A 14,562-nucleotide genomic window follows, 5' to 3' on the forward strand; every position below is an offset into this window, starting at 1 on the left:
CATTCAATCCCAGTTTCCTTAAGTCATAGGCAAGGGCATGCTCATATACAGATTCCAATAATCCTGGTCCAAGATTTTTATGAAGGTTGATAGCGGCAGTTACAATTTCAAATGAAATGTCATTTTCAGTCATTACATCAAAGTTAGGGAGTTAGAAAAATTGAATCTATTTAAATTTCGATATTTAGAAGGTTTTTAAACGTTTAATAATCGTTTAATTGCTAATAGATAAGTAATTAGGAGAAATTATTTAAACGCAGAGAGCGCCAAGTGTCTCGGGAAGGTCGCAAAGGTTTTTTTGGTTTTGAAAATCGGTTTGTTTTCAGAAGATTAGGGGGAATCCTTGTTTTTTCTTTGCGTTCTCCGCGAAAACCTCCGAGGACTTTGCGAGAGATTATTTTAACGCAGAGAGTGCCAAGTGTCTCGGGAAGGCCGCAAAGGTTTTTTTTTGTGGTTTTGAAAATCGGTTTGTTTTCGGAAGATTTGGGAGGATGTATTTTTTTCTTTGCGTTCTTCGCGAAAAGCTCCGCGGACTTTGCGATAAAAGTTTAACGCAGAGTGCGCCAAGGGTCTCGGGAAGGTCGCAAAGGTTTTTTTGGTAGTTTTGAAAATCGGTTTGTTTTCAGAAGATGAGGGGGAATCCTTGTTTTTTCTTTGCGTTCTCCGCGAAAAACTCTGCGGACTTTGCGAGAAATTATTTTAACACTCAGAACGCCAAGCGTTTTGCTTGGATCAAAAAATTACCCGGCAAGGGCTTTGCCGATGACCTTTAGGGCTTTTTCTGAGTGCTTCAATTTCAGGGCGGCATCATGGCCTTTTGGGGACATTTTGTTCCAGGTTTTTTGGACGATGGTAATGATTTTTTCTTCTTCCCCAGCATGTTTCAGGATAAAATCGTCAAAGTAATACTGCAGGAAAACCAAACAGATCACGTCTTCCAAAGCCTGGGCATCCTCGTCGGTTTTTAGCCTCCTTTTGTTGATCAAGTCGGTCACTTTTTGGATTTCGGTATCGGAATACCTCTGTTTTTCCATGATGGAGGAAGCCAAATCCCCATGGAATTTTTTGAGCGAGGTCCGCCATTGCAGGTACCCTTTCCGGTCCATCGGATAGGCATCCCTCGGGATTGACCATCGCCGGATATGTTGTGCACGCGCCGCCAATGTCAAGGTTTCCGAAGCATTGGGGAGAAATTCCTGGAGCATTGCCGACATCCGCTGGCTGTAAAGCAATTCCTTCGGGTATTCTTTTCCCTGCCAGCTTTCCAGATTTGGATCCTCAGCATTGATTTTGTCAATTTCTTCCAGGGTTTGCGCGAAACGAATGTCAGCCATTTTCAATCTTGTTTTTGGGTGTTTTTAAATTTCTTGATTAATCCCCACAATAAAAAACCGGAACAGCCAAAAACAACCTGATTTTGCCGAATCGTTCCTCCGGGAAGGTCAAATCCAATGTTTCAGCCTTTAGAATACCGGAAAACCGCAACCTTTCATTCCAATAACCCTCAACTTCAAATCCCCGGTTTTGGTCTGGGTTTTCTGCGAACTTCTCTTTTCAACCGATTTGATGCATTATCAATTCTATTTTGAAATTATTTGATAACCAGTGAGTTGTTTCTATTTTTTGACTTCAGCCTATTGGATCCTACCTTATTTTTCAAATGGTTTCAACCCTTATTGGGAAAGGCAATGCATATTTCGGATTGAACTTCCAATTTCAATTTTTTGTCCCTAAACCCCAATTCTCGCATCCCGCAGCAAATGTTCATGAAGCATGCTTAGGGATTGGGATTGGGCTCGGATCACTTCACCGATGACAATGATGGCAGGGGCTTTTATCCGTTTTTCTTCCTGGAGTTCCACCACTTTGCCAAGCCCACTGACCAACAGCCGTTCTTGCGGGAGGCTGCCGTTTTCGATCAGGGCAATGGGTTCTTCAGTCCCTCTGTATTTTCGAAAAAGCGCAGTGATCTCCTGTAGTTTGGACAAGCCCATCAAGATCACAACTGTTGCAGTGGATTGGGCAGCAAGTGGCAGGTCATGGGAAAGGGATCCGTCCTTTAAGGTTCCCGTGACGACCCAGAAGCTTTCATTGATGCCTCTTTTGGTCAAGGGGATGCCGCAAAGTCCGGGAACGGCGATCGAGCTGCTGATTCCAGGGACATAGCTTGCCGGAACCCCATGGGCTTGGGCATATTCCAGTTCCTCATGGCCCCTTCCAAAAATATAGGGATCGCCACCTTTCAACCTGACGACATGGCCTATGGTTTTGGCGTAGCCCACAATCATCTTGTTGATCTCCTCCTGCTGCTGATAATGCTGGCCGGCTCTTTTTCCTACGTATATTCTCAATGCTGTTTCTGGAGCATAATCGAGCAAGGCCTCATTTGCCAAGGCATCATACAGTACCACATCTGCGGATTGTAGTGTTTTGACTCCTTTAAGCGTGATTAACTCTGGATCTCCAGGACCTGCACCCACCAGCGATAGTTTTGGTTCAATTCTTTTCATTGGGATGTCTAAGTAGTATTGAAAATAAAAGTAAGTATAAAATACGTAAAAATACGTAATTATATGAATTTTTATTTTTACCTTAGCCCCTGAATCAGAATGGGATTCAGAAATACTATTGAACCCGAAATATGCATTCCGTTTCCAAATGGGATTGAAACGGAAAGAAAATCAGACCATTGGGAGAATAATTCCTGACACCAATAGGGTGAAGTCAAAAATAGTCAACACCTAATTGATTATCAGTTAATTAAAATATTAAATGGAGTTCGTAATGCATAAAACGGGTTGAAACAATACAGGATCTAAACACAAAAGATTGTTTATGAAAAAGGTGATCGTGATCGGAAATGGAATGGTAGGCTATAAGTTTTGTGAGAAGCTTAGGGCTGCTGAAGGAGGAAAGGATTTTAAACTGACGGTATTTGGCGAGGAACCCTGGCCTGCCTACGACCGAGTGCATCTCAGTGCTTATTTTTCAGGTTCCAAAGCGGAAGACCTTCTGATGGCACCGAGGCAATGGTATTCGGACAATGCTATTGAACTGAGAACAAATGAACTCATTGTCAACATCGACAGAACACAAAAGAAGGTCTTCAGCCATCTTGGCAAGGAAGAGGAATATGATTTTCTCATTTTGGCGACTGGCTCGGCGGCTTTTGTCCCGCCGATCAAAGGAGTGGAAAAGAAGGGGGTTTTTGTCTACCGTACCTTGGAGGATCTGGACAGCATTATTTCCTATGGGAAGCAGGCCAAATCCGCAGCCGTCATTGGCGGGGGATTGTTGGGGCTGGAAGCGGCAAAGGCGGTAGTGGACTTGGGCCTAAAGGCGCATGTGGTGGAATTTGCCTCCCGACTGATGCCCCGTCAACTGGATGAAAACGGCTCTGGATTGTTGAAATCCAAACTGGAGGACCTCGGGATTTCGATTCACCTCAGCAAGAATACTGCTGAAATCAGCGGAAATGGAAAATTGACGGGCTTGAGTTTTACGGATGGAACACATTTACCGGTTGAAATGCTGGTGATTTCGGCTGGGATAAAACCCAGAGACGAATTGGCCAAAGGCTGTGGACTTCAGACCGCTCCCAGAGGTGGGATTATCGTCAATGAATTCCTACAGACGGAGGATCCCTCCATTTTTGCGATTGGAGAGGCCGCATCCTATCAGCAGATGGTTTATGGATTGGTCGCTCCCGGATACGAAATGGCCACTCAGGTAGTCAATCAGCTCGTCTCCAATCAGGTTAAGCCCTTTATGGGTTTTGACATGTCCACCAAATTGAAGTTGATCGGGGTGGAAGTGGGAAGTTTTGGTGATCCTTTCGGAGAGGGGGAACCGAGCAAGACCATCGTATTTGAGGACAAAGTCAAAGGCATTTACAAGAGAATCAACATTTCCCAAGACGCAAAAAGATTGTTGGGTGGGATATTGGTGGGCGACACCTCCAACTACAACATGCTTTGGCAGATGGTCCAAAACAACATGCCTTTGCCTCCTGAACCCGAGGATTTGATTTTGGGTGCCAGAGGAAAAAAGGAGCCCCAAGGGGCTGGAGTCGAGTCCTTACCGGATGCCGCACAGATTTGTTCCTGCGAAAACGTGACCAAGTCAGACATTTGTGTTGCCATTTCTGAAGGTGGCCTGATGGATATTCCCGGGATAAAATCCTGTACCAAGGCGGGCACGGGATGTGGCGGCTGCATGCCGATGATCACCGACCTCCTCAATCACCAACTCAAAAGCATGGGCAGGAAAGTGAAGAATGTCCTTTGCGAACATTTCGATTACTCCAGACAGGAATTGCTGGACCTTGTCAAGATCAAGGGCGTCAAATCTTATGATGCTTTACTGGAAGACTTTGGGAAGGGAGATGGTTGCGAAACCTGTAAGCCTGCGGTCGCATCTATTTTGGCCAGTACCTGGAATGAATTGATCCTCAAGCAAGACACCATTCAGGATACGAATGACAGATTTCTTGCCAATATCCAAAAAGGAGGCACTTATTCTGTCGTTCCCCGGATTCCCGGAGGAGAAATCACGCCGGATAAACTGATTGTCATTGGCCAGGTAGCCAAGAAATACGGGCTGTACACCAAGATTACCGGAGGGCAGCGGATTGATCTGTTTGGCGCTCGGGTGGATCATTTGCCGGATATTTGGGAGGAATTGATCGATGCGGGTTTTGAAAGTGGGCATGCCTACGGCAAATCGCTCCGGACCGTAAAAAGCTGTGTGGGTTCCACTTGGTGCAGATACGGCGTACAGGATGCGGTTTCCTATGCCATTCGTGTCGAAGAGCGGTACCGCGGATTGCGCTCCCCGCACAAAATCAAAGGTGCGGTTTCCGGTTGCATCCGGGAATGTGCAGAAGCGCAAAGCAAAGATTTTGGCATCATCGCCACCGAAAAAGGATGGAACCTTTATGTCTGCGGCAATGGCGGCTCCAAACCGCAACATGCCCAACTGCTGATCAATGATGTCGATGATGAGACTTGTATCCGATACATCGATCGTTTCTTGATGTTTTATATCAAAACCGCCGAACCCCTGAACCGGACTGCCACTTGGTTGAACAAGCTCGAGGGTGGAATGGATTACCTCCGTGATGTCGTGGTCAATGATTGCCTGGGTATCGGAAAGGAGTTGGAAAGGGAAATGGATTTCATGGTCGAAACCTATGCCTGTGAATGGAAAGAAGTGGTCAACAACCCGGAACTGAGAGCCAAATTCAAGCATTTCGTGAATGTCGATGAGGAAGACCCCACCTTGGCATTTCAACCGATGCGGGGGCAAAAGATCCCGGCTGAATGGGGTGTTCCACAATCCAAATAATAAGATTCAATGCCAATACCACAGGGTATTGACCGCTGTTCAATACCAATTTTCTGAAGGGCCAAAGCATGGTTTCTTTCTAAAATCAAAACCTCAAATATTCCTCAAAGCAATGATTGGAGAAATAGAAAAATACAAAAAAGTGGAAGTCAATAACATCACCACCTGGTTCAAGGCCGCGTCCATCTCCTCTTTCCCGGAAAATGGGGGTGCTTGTGTGAAATTCAAGGATTTGCAGATCGCCGTTTTTAATTTCAGCAGAAGAGGGGAATGGTTTGCCTGCCAAAATCTTTGTCCGCACAAAATGCAGATGATCCTTTCCAGGGGAATGTTGGGGAGCGTGGCGGAGGAACCAAAGGTGGCCTGCCCTTTCCACAAAAAGACTTTTTCGCTGAAGACAGGCAAAAACCTCAACGGTGATGCCTGCGAGATCACCATCTATCCGGTGAAAGTGGAGGAGGGTTTTGTTTATATTGGGTTTGATGAAGGGTATTGAAAAAAAATGTGAGTATCTGTTATTGTGGCAATTTAATGGGTTTTTGAGAAAAAGAAGGGAGACGGGAGACGGGGGACCGAAGACGGAGGACGGGGGACGGAAGATGGGGCCATTTGAGATTTATGGTGAGGGTCTATTGAATTTTGGCATGTACGGGTAATGTTGTGGAGATACAGGTAAAAAATATCCTGCAATAACCCTCAAAAAATAGGGTGGGAGCCTGTTTTATTCCGCATTTCTCCCTGTTTGAATTAGGGATACCCAAATGTGGGAATGGGGATTCCCCTTCTTACAATTTTAATTTTATACGTATTGTTTGACAATCATTAAGTGATAATACGTAAATTTAACAGCTTGATTTTGCGTATTGACTATGGGAAAAGAGGAAATTGGCATCAAAAAATTTGAAGGGTTGGGTTTGCGGTACATCCTTGCGCTGACCGCCATTGCCACTACCATTATTCTCAGCCAGGTATTTTTGCAGTTCTACATTTCCCAGCAGGAGGATGATTCCATCGAGGTCAATCTTTCGGGGAGGCAAAGGATGCTGAGCCAGCGCATCAGCAAATCAGCGGTCCTGCTTGGTGCCTCCGCTTTGGACAGCGTTCAACGTGGCCAATATCTAAAGGAACTCAAGATTGGTTTGGGTGAATGGAAATTGGCGCACCATGGACTTCAATTCGGGAACCCTAAACTGGGATTGCAGGGCGACAACAGCAAGCCAATCCAGGAAATGTTCCGCGTCATTGAGCCCCACTTTCAGGAAATTGTGCTCGGGGCGGAGGAGTTGATCCGACAATCCAATTTACCCGAAAGTGATATTGACTTGAAGTCAAGTGTAGAGAGGATTCTTTCCAATGAAAGCCATTTTTTGGACGGAATGGACAAAATTGTCTTTCAATACGATGCAGAAGCCCAGTCCAAGGTTTCCAGCTTGAAACGGATAGAATTCGGACTGTTGCTTTTTGCCCTATCGCTGATCTTTATCGAAGTGCGTTTTATTTTTTGGCCATCGGCCGCCATGGTCAAGAAAACCTTCCAGCAGCTCCGGGACAGTGAGTCCAAGGCACGGAAAATGGCCTTGGAGATCAGTTCTCTCTACGAATCATTGGAACAATCCTACCAGGACCTGGCAGAAGTGGAAGTGGAGATTGAGGATTTTACCGTCTTTGGCAAATGCGATACCTTGGGAGAATTCACCCACTTTTCAGACAAATTTTGTCAGGTGATGGAATTTGACAAGGACAGGCCCACCAATTTTTTTGCATGGCTGGAGCAACAGGGATATTCTTCCAAGTACCTGGACAAAATCCTAAAGCTTTTGAACCAAGGAATCACTTGGAAAGGGGATATCAAAGTCACAAACGGGAATGGGGATTTTGTTTGGCTAAAAATCCACTTGGTTCCCGTCTTTGGTGAAAACCAATCCGTAGCTTCCTTCATGATCATCAGCGTGGATGAAACCGAAGTCAAGGAGGCCCAGGCCCGTTCCCAGGAAATCAATAAGGAGCGCTTGGATAAAAAACTGAAGGAGCAGCAATACCGATCCGTACTCATTTTGGAAGGCCAGGAAGAGGAAAGAAGGAGGATATCCAGAGACATGCACGATGGCGTTGGGCAGTATCTGACAGCGCTGAAATACAGTCTCGATGGGATTTATGCCGTCAAATCCATTCCCGAAAGGAAAAGACTCGAACTTTCCAAAGAGCTGCTCAAGGATGTCATCAAAGAGGTCAGGAGAATCTCATTCAACATTACCCCTGTGGCACTTTCCGATTATGGAATAGTGCCGGTGCTGAACAAATTCAGTGAGGAGATGACCAAAATCTCCAAAATCCCGGTGGTTTTTGAAAATCAGACGGGTTTCATCTCCAGATTGGAACCCAAAATCGAAAATAACCTTTACAGAATAGTACAGGAAGCGGTCAACAATGCCATCAAATATTCGGAGGCTTCCGAAATCCGGATACTCCTTTCGCACAATGCCAAATACCTCCATTTGGAAATTCGGGATGACGGAAAAGGATTTGATTATAAAAAACTCAAAGAAAATGGGTATTTTAACGCCTCAGGACATGGGATTTTTAATATCAAGGAAAGGGTAAACCTGATCAATGGCCAGTTCAACCTCGAAACAGGTTTGAACCAAGGCACTTCGGTCAATGTGGATTTGCCCTTGGAATCGTAATAAACCCAAAAAAAAGAGAATAAAATGCAGGAGATTAAGGTTGTATTGGCAGATGATCACGTGGTAGTCAGAAACGGCATCAAAATGCTGCTCGAAAATGAAGGGGAGATCAAAGTAATCGGAGAAGCCTCCAACGGTCAGGAGGCCTTGGAAGTGGTCGAAAAATTGCAGCCGGACATCTTGATCATTGACATCCGCATGCCCGTGATGAACGGATTGGATGCCACAAAAAAACTCATGGAGCATTCCACAAAAACCAAGGCGCTGATCTTGTCCATGCACAACGACGAGGAGTATATTCTCCAATCGGTGGACTGCGGCGCTTCTGGATATCTCCTGAAGGACACAAGCAAGGAGGAATTTATCAAGGCCATCCGAACCGTCTATCAAGGAGGCAAATATTTCAGCGGGGATATCAGCAACGTGTTGGTCAATTCCTACCTCAACGTAAAAAGCGCGAAGCCTTCGTTTGCCAAGGTGACCGAAAACAATTACGACCTGACCAAAAGGGAGAAGGAAATCCTCAAATTGATCACCGCCGGAGTAGGCAACAAGGAGATCTCCGAACAGTTGAACAAAAGCATCCGGACCATCGAGACGCATCGGTTCAATATCATGAAGAAACTTAAGGTGAACAATGTGGTCGAATTGCTCAAAAAAGTGGAGGAAGAGTCCGCCTTGCATCAATCCCTTGAATCCTGAAAGGACGCATTTAAGCGGGGATCAATCTATTGATAAAATGACAACTTCACTTCAATTGGAGTTGTATAATTAGATATAAATCATAGAGATATGATTGTAAAATAAAGAAAGACATGCTCACAGACAGCCACAACAGGATACACGATTACCTGAGGATTTCTCTCACGGATGCCTGCAATTTCCGTTGTGTGTACTGCATGCCCGACGAGGACATGTTCACCATGCCGAACAAGCACCTGATGCAGCCCGAGGAGATCGAAACCATCGCCAAGGAGTTTGTGGCATTGGGAGTCAGAAAGATCAGGCTTACCGGTGGTGAGCCGCTGGTGAGAAAGGGAGTGGAGGACATCATCGCCCGACTTTCCGAATTGCCCATAGAATTGACGCTGACGACAAATGGCATTTTCGTCGACAAACACATTCCCCTCTTCAAAAAAGCAGGCATCCGCTCCCTGAACGTGAGTTTGGACACCCTGCAGAAAGACAAATTCTTCCAATTGACCAAAAGGGATCAGTTGGAGAAAGTCATGGACAACATCCATCTTTTGATAAGGGAAGGATTCTCGGTTAAAATCAATGTGGTGGCCATGAAAGGGGTCAACGACATGGAGGTGAAGGACTTTATCGAGTTGACCCGAATGCTTTCTTTACATGTGCGTTTTATCGAATTCATGCCCTTCACGGGAAACCAATGGGAGAAAGACCAGGTCATCACGGCCAAGGAACTCCTGGCAACCGTGGAAAATGAACTGGACTATGTCAAGCTGGTGGATGAAAAACATGCAACCGCCAAAAAATTCAAAGCCATCGGCCATGCAGGCACCTTTGCCTTTATCACCACGATGAGTGAACCCTTTTGTGGAGATTGCAACCGGATGCGCTTGACCGCGGATGGGAAAATGAAGAACTGCCTCTTCGGAAAAGACGAGTTGGACATTCTGGCGACACTGAGAAGAAAGGAAAATATCGTTCCCGTAATCCGAAAAAGCCTTTTGATGAAGCATGCCGTCATGGGCGGCCAATTCGAGGGAACTTATCAAAACACAGCCGCCGGAGATATCGAGAACAGGAGCATGATCCGGATCGGAGGATAATTGATTTTCCCCATCACAATGGAAACAAATGCATGCCGGGCCGCTGTCAATTTGCCAATAAAGGATTCAAAATGACCACGAAAAGGAGTGATATCGGCGTCTACATGCTCGCTGGAGGCAAAAGTTCCAGAATGGGAGCCGACAAGGGCCTGGTGAACCTTCAGGGCAAACCCATGCTCCAACATGGCATCGAAGTCCTCCAATCGGTTTTTTCAGAAGTCACCCTTGTCTCCAACAATCCCGAATATCTTCGCTTAGGACTTAGGGTCATCCCTGATCTGATTGCCAACAAGGGCCCGATGGGCGGAATCTATACGGGATTGTGTGACAGCCCCTTTGAAATGAATTTTTTTGTGGCTTGCGACATGCCTTTCATCCGTTCACAAGCGATCGAATATGTATTGGCAAAGGCCAAAAATGGGGAAATCACCTTGGCTGGAATCGGAGGCAAAAGCCAGCCGCTATTTGGGATTTATCCAAAAATATTCAGGGAGGAAATCAAAAAAAATATTGATCACAACCAATTGAAAATGATGGTTTTGATACAAGAATTAAAAAGCTTTACTTTAGAATTGGATGTGCTGGGAATTGAACATGATATGACTTTCGCCAACATCAATACACCGGAAGATTTGGCGCGCATGCAAACGAAGAAATAATTGGGCGAGAGCCTAAACAAGAAGAGAAACACATGAAGGATTTTGAAAGATATACACGGCAAATGATTCTTCCGGGATTCGGGGAATCGACCCAGCAATTGCTTTCCGATGCCCGGGTTTTGGTCATCGGGGCGGGTGGATTGGGTTGCCCGGCATTGCTGTATTTGGTTGCGGCAGGGGTGGGTACCATCGGGATAGTGGATTTTGACACGGTCGAATTGACCAATCTTCACCGGCAGGTACTCTATTCCGAGGAGGATCTGGGCCAACCCAAAGTCATGGTGGCTGCCAAAAAACTTGCCGTTCAGAACAGTCAGGTCAAGATTGTTGCAATTGAAACACGGCTGACGGCACTAAATGCGGAGGAGATCATCGCCGGATATGACATCGTGCTGGACGGTTCGGATAATTTCCCCACAAGATACCTGGCCAATGACGCTTGCGTCCTGCTCGGAAAACCCCTCGTCTATGGATCGATCTACCGCTTTGAAGGCCAAGTGGCCGTGTTCAATCTTCCCGACGAATCAGGCCAAAAAACAAATTACCGGGATTTGTTCCCCGATCCATCCGAGACCGAGGGAGTCCTGAACTGTGCCGAGGCAGGCGTGATCGGGATTTTGCCCGGGATTATCGGTGGATTTATGGCCAATGAAACCCTCAAAATCATCACCCACATCGGCAGTCCCTTGTGCAATCGCCTGATGACTTTCAATTCCCTGACCAGTGCCACCTATACGATGGACTTGTCAGTGAATCCGAAAGCAGCTGAATTTTCGCCCAAAACCCTGGAGGAATTGTCACTGATGGATTATGAAAACGTCTGTGAAGTGCCCGGGCTGAAAGAATTGGCTCCGGAAGACCTAGACAGGTTCTTTGCCGAAAACGAAGCCTACCGGCTATTGGATGTACGGGAAAGCCATGAGATGCCCAAGTTGGTGGGTTATCCCTATTTTTCCATTCCCCTGGGAAGCTTGTTGGAAAGAATGGGCGAACTCCGGGAAAACAGGAAGATCCTCGTCTTTTGCCAGTCTGGGATCAGGAGTGTGCAGGCGGCGGAATTGATCCTCCAAAATCTGGAAGGCGCATCGCTTTACAACCTCAAGGGAGGAATCAACAATTTGATCGCCTATCAAAAAAGCCAAGAAGTATGAGCACAACACTGACATTCGTAGACGGCCCTATTTCCCAGGCCTTGATCGTGGAAAGCATTGCGTCCTTCAGCCAGCAGACCCAGATTGGCGCCCACAGTATTTTTTTGGGCCAGGTAAGAAAGGATGTGTTGGATGACAAAGATGTCCTGGCCATCGAATACAGCACCTACACCGAAATGGCGCAGGAAGTTGCGGCCAAGATCAGCGAAGACTGCCGGGGGAAATTTGAATTGCAGGGTTTGGAAATTGTCCATAGTTTAGGGGCGGTGAAAGCAGGGGAGATCTGCCTCTTTGTGATTGCAGCCTCCAAGCATCGGAAGAATGCAATCGAGGGTTGTGCCGAGATCGTGGAAAGAATCAAACAGGATTTGCCCGTCTGGGGAAAGGAAATCCTGCAGGACGACAGCCATCAGTGGAAAGTCAACCGCTGAAAGTATCTTCAACCCGAAATATGCAGTAGGTTTCCAAGTGGGGTCGAAACTGCAAGAAAATCAGACTATTGGGAGACTAATTCCTGACACCAAAAGTGTGAAGTCAAAAACAATCAACAACTAATTGAACATCAGTTAATTATACTGTTGAATTGAGTTCGTAATGCATAAAACGGGTTGAAAGGCAACCCATGCCATTGTTCAGCTCCCCAAAAACAGCGACACCGTTTCTACATATCAATACCAGGAAGCAAGAGGCAGGATCAAAGGGATCGTCCCGCTTCAGAAAAAAACAAGACACATGATCAACATTACCCATAAATCCAGCACCCTTAGAAAAGCCATCGCCCAAGCCACCGTCAGGGTGAGTTCCCAAGCCACGATAGACGCAGTCGTAAACAAGCAAGTTGCCAAGGGAGACGTTTTTGAGATGGCCAAGACTGCAGGACTCTTTGCCGCCAAACGGACCGCAGACATGATTCCGGATTGCCATCCCTTGCCGATTGAGTTCACAGCCGTACGCTTTGAAATCCAAGGCTTGGAGATCCACATCCAGGTGGAGGTCCACACCATTTACAAAACAGGCGTGGAAGTGGAAGCCATGCATGCGGCTTCCGTCGTGGCCCTGACGGCCTACGACATGCTCAAGCCGATCGACAAAGGCATCGAGATCCACCAAATCAAATTGCTCCAAAAAAGCGGAGGGAAATCCGACTTCCGGGAAACCTTCGATCGCCAATTGAATGCTGCCGTTTTGGTCTGTTCCGAACCGGTTGTCAGCGGGAAAAAGGAAGACCTTGCTGGCCAGACCATCAAGAAAAAACTCGAAAGCGCCGGACTTGCCATTGCCGATTACCATTTGATGGCAGACGACGAACAACAGGTACAAGCGAAAGTCCTGGAAGAGATTGAAAACGGATGTGACATCGTCATTCTCAGTGGAGGAACGGGCTTGACGAAGAAAGACAGGATTCCGGAGATCATCAAGCCGATCTTGGAAAAGGAAGTGCCGGGAATCGAGCAGGCGATCAGGGCTTATGGATTGGCGCGAACTCCCCATGCGATGATTTCAAGGACCTTGGCCGGCATGATCGGGGACAGCCTAGTGCTGGTACTTCCGGGATCCTCCAGAGGTGCCGAGGAATCCATGGATGCGCTTTTTCCAGCGGTATTGCATATTTTCAAAAGTGTCAAACTGTAGGCAGTATCCAATTTCATGTAAAACACCAAAAGCCAGTAAATCGTAGGATTCACTGGCTTTTTTGCATGCCATGTCAGCGGATTCCAGCAGCAGGAGTTGTTTTCGAATAAGATTCACCCAGAAAGTCCAATCACCAAAGCATAAATCACCTGCTTTGGCGAAAAACCTTCGGAATTCAATCCATTTCTTTAGCCAAAGAAAAATTACTGTGTTTATAATTCCGGGGATAAAAATCCCCGGTTTAGGATTCTGGCATCGCTACGCGATTTAAAAAACGATACCGTCTCTAGAAAAGCCGTAGGCTTGGGTCAACTCTTAAGCCCACAATTCATTGTGGGTAATACCGAACACCCTATATGGGTCAAAGTGCCATCGGCATGACCAAAATCCTGGTAATCTTGAAAAAAAGACCAAGTGCGCAAATAAAGAAAAATGGTTTGATCGAATGGCAAAAAGGAGTCAATTGGCCTACCAGCATAAAGAAGGGCAGCAAAAAAAAAACAAATTGCCAAATCATAAATCACCTGCTTTGGCGAAAAACCTTCGGGATTCAATCAATATAATTAGCCAAAGAAAATGGACCACTAGACATCATTTATCCAAGGGTTAAAACCCTTGGCTACCAATATGTCAGGGCGCTGCCCTTTTTCGTGAGGAGAAAATTGGACGAGGCATGCGTGGGCCAATAGGGGTGTATTGGGGGAAACATATTCTGAAACCAAACTTTCTCCGTAGGAATAGGGGGCCTATATATCAGCGGTTTTTGGCAGGCATCGGAGAGCGTGAAGAAAATGAGTTAGCTCACGAAGGTTCACCGAGTGAGATCCACTCATTTTTAGCTCGTAGAAGCATGACGAAAATTAAATTGGAAGCGAATCATTATGGCAGATAAATACCCACCCCAATTTGAAGAAGAGATATCAGCCTTGATTTTTTGGTTATCCCGATAGCTATCGTGGATCATCAAGGAAAAAGTGACAAAGGAAAAAATTGCGATTAATGTCATCCACCTGCTTTGGCGAAAAACCTTTGAGATTCAATCTTTTTCTTTAGCCAAAGACAAACAACCACGACATTCCAATTCCCACGGGTTCCACCCGCGGCTAATCAAGGTTGAAGTCCTTCAGACTTTGCGGATATTGGACGGTAATGGGGAAGTGGTCTGTGGGGACACAGACCACGGTTAACCGGAAGGAAACGTTATCAACGCACCAAACTTCCTCCGGATAAAAGGACGGCCTATATATCTGCGGTTTTTGGCAGGATTCGGAGAGCGTGAAGAAAATGAGTTAGC

At 46.2% G+C, this 14,562-nt stretch carries 12 protein-coding genes; 9 read left to right on the forward strand and 3 right to left on the reverse strand.

Translation table 11 applies throughout. The annotated features are described in order from the left end of the window. The 3 genes from Q7J63_RS13125 to cobA form a co-directional block, all read right to left on the reverse strand. The coding region (locus tag Q7J63_RS13125; RefSeq protein ID WP_304886772.1) for a GxxExxY protein at positions 1 to 133 on the reverse strand (133 nt) is incomplete at its 3' end. Positions 134 to 740: 607 nt separating this feature from the next. Continuing rightward, complete coding sequence (locus tag Q7J63_RS13130) at positions 741 to 1,334, reverse strand: DUF4202 domain-containing protein (protein WP_304886754.1); 594 nt, start codon at positions 1,332 to 1,334, stop codon at positions 741 to 743. Positions 1,335 to 1,730: 396 nt separating this feature from the next. Then, positions 1,731 to 2,510 (reverse strand): uroporphyrinogen-III C-methyltransferase, encoded by a 780-nt coding sequence (gene cobA, locus Q7J63_RS13135; protein ID WP_304886756.1) that lies wholly within the window; start codon positions 2,508 to 2,510, stop codon positions 1,731 to 1,733. Positions 2,511 to 2,835: 325 nt separating this feature from the next. Here cobA and nirB point away from each other — a divergent pair, with 325 nt between their 5' ends. The 9 genes from nirB (at position 2,836) to moaCB (ending at position 13,268) form a co-directional block, all read left to right on the forward strand. Then, positions 2,836 to 5,346 (forward strand): nitrite reductase large subunit NirB, encoded by a 2,511-nt coding sequence (gene nirB / locus Q7J63_RS13140; RefSeq protein ID WP_304886758.1) that lies wholly within the window; start codon positions 2,836 to 2,838, stop codon positions 5,344 to 5,346. 112 nt (positions 5,347 to 5,458) lie between these two features. After that, complete coding sequence (gene nirD / locus Q7J63_RS13145; protein ID WP_019600621.1) at positions 5,459 to 5,842, forward strand: nitrite reductase small subunit NirD; 384 nt, start codon at positions 5,459 to 5,461, stop codon at positions 5,840 to 5,842. 373 nt (positions 5,843 to 6,215) lie between these two features. Continuing rightward, entirely contained in the window at positions 6,216 to 8,030 is a 1,815-nt protein-coding gene (locus Q7J63_RS13150) for an ATP-binding protein (protein ID WP_304886761.1), read from the forward strand. A gap of 24 nt (positions 8,031 to 8,054) precedes the next feature. Further along, entirely contained in the window at positions 8,055 to 8,732 is a 678-nt protein-coding gene (locus tag Q7J63_RS13155) for a response regulator transcription factor (RefSeq protein WP_019600366.1), read from the forward strand. Positions 8,733 to 8,845: 113 nt separating this feature from the next. Continuing rightward, positions 8,846 to 9,826: a GTP 3',8-cyclase MoaA gene (gene moaA, locus Q7J63_RS13160; RefSeq protein ID WP_304886763.1), complete on the forward strand. Its 981-nt coding sequence runs from the start codon at positions 8,846 to 8,848 to the stop codon at positions 9,824 to 9,826. Between the two features lie 71 nt (positions 9,827 to 9,897). Next, entirely contained in the window at positions 9,898 to 10,485 is a 588-nt protein-coding gene (locus Q7J63_RS13165; protein WP_304886764.1) for a molybdenum cofactor guanylyltransferase, read from the forward strand. Positions 10,486 to 10,517: 32 nt separating this feature from the next. Next, positions 10,518 to 11,636 carry a HesA/MoeB/ThiF family protein gene (locus Q7J63_RS13170; RefSeq protein WP_304886766.1) on the forward strand — a complete coding sequence of 373 codons (1,119 nt, stop codon included), beginning with the start codon at positions 10,518 to 10,520 and terminating at the stop codon, positions 11,634 to 11,636. Further along, positions 11,633 to 12,067, forward strand: a complete 435-nt coding sequence (locus Q7J63_RS13175) for a molybdenum cofactor biosynthesis protein MoaE (RefSeq protein ID WP_304886768.1) — start codon at positions 11,633 to 11,635, stop codon at positions 12,065 to 12,067. The genes Q7J63_RS13170 and Q7J63_RS13175 overlap by 4 nt, the downstream gene beginning before the upstream one ends. Positions 12,068 to 12,368: 301 nt before the next feature. Next, positions 12,369 to 13,268, forward strand: coding sequence for a bifunctional molybdenum cofactor biosynthesis protein MoaC/MoaB (gene moaCB / locus Q7J63_RS13180; protein WP_304886770.1), 900 nt, complete (start codon positions 12,369 to 12,371; stop codon positions 13,266 to 13,268). Positions 13,269 to 14,562: the final 1,294 nt, after the last annotated feature.

This window comes from Rhodonellum sp. (assembly GCF_030656585.1).
GTDB classification, from domain to species: domain Bacteria; phylum Bacteroidota; class Bacteroidia; order Cytophagales; family Cyclobacteriaceae; genus Rhodonellum; species Rhodonellum psychrophilum.

Excerpts from the sequence above, each read along its gene's own strand:
- Q7J63_RS13130 (WP_304886754.1), bottom strand. The coding sequence starts at position 1,334 with ATGGCTGACATTCGTTTCGCGCAAACCCTGGAAGAAATTGACAAAATC.
- cobA (WP_304886756.1), bottom strand. The coding sequence starts at position 2,510 with ATGAAAAGAATTGAACCAAAACTATCGCTGGTGGGTGCAGGTCCTGGA.
- nirB (WP_304886758.1), top strand. The coding sequence starts at position 2,836 with ATGAAAAAGGTGATCGTGATCGGAAATGGAATGGTAGGCTATAAGTTT.
- nirD (WP_019600621.1), top strand. The coding sequence starts at position 5,459 with ATGATTGGAGAAATAGAAAAATACAAAAAAGTGGAAGTCAATAACATC.
- Q7J63_RS13150 (WP_304886761.1), top strand. The coding sequence starts at position 6,216 with ATGGGAAAAGAGGAAATTGGCATCAAAAAATTTGAAGGGTTGGGTTTG.
- Q7J63_RS13155 (WP_019600366.1), top strand. The coding sequence starts at position 8,055 with ATGCAGGAGATTAAGGTTGTATTGGCAGATGATCACGTGGTAGTCAGA.
- moaA (WP_304886763.1), top strand. The coding sequence starts at position 8,846 with ATGCTCACAGACAGCCACAACAGGATACACGATTACCTGAGGATTTCT.
- Q7J63_RS13165 (WP_304886764.1), top strand. The coding sequence starts at position 9,898 with ATGACCACGAAAAGGAGTGATATCGGCGTCTACATGCTCGCTGGAGGC.
- Q7J63_RS13170 (WP_304886766.1), top strand. The coding sequence starts at position 10,518 with ATGAAGGATTTTGAAAGATATACACGGCAAATGATTCTTCCGGGATTC.
- Q7J63_RS13175 (WP_304886768.1), top strand. The coding sequence starts at position 11,633 with ATGAGCACAACACTGACATTCGTAGACGGCCCTATTTCCCAGGCCTTG.
- moaCB (WP_304886770.1), top strand. The coding sequence starts at position 12,369 with ATGATCAACATTACCCATAAATCCAGCACCCTTAGAAAAGCCATCGCC.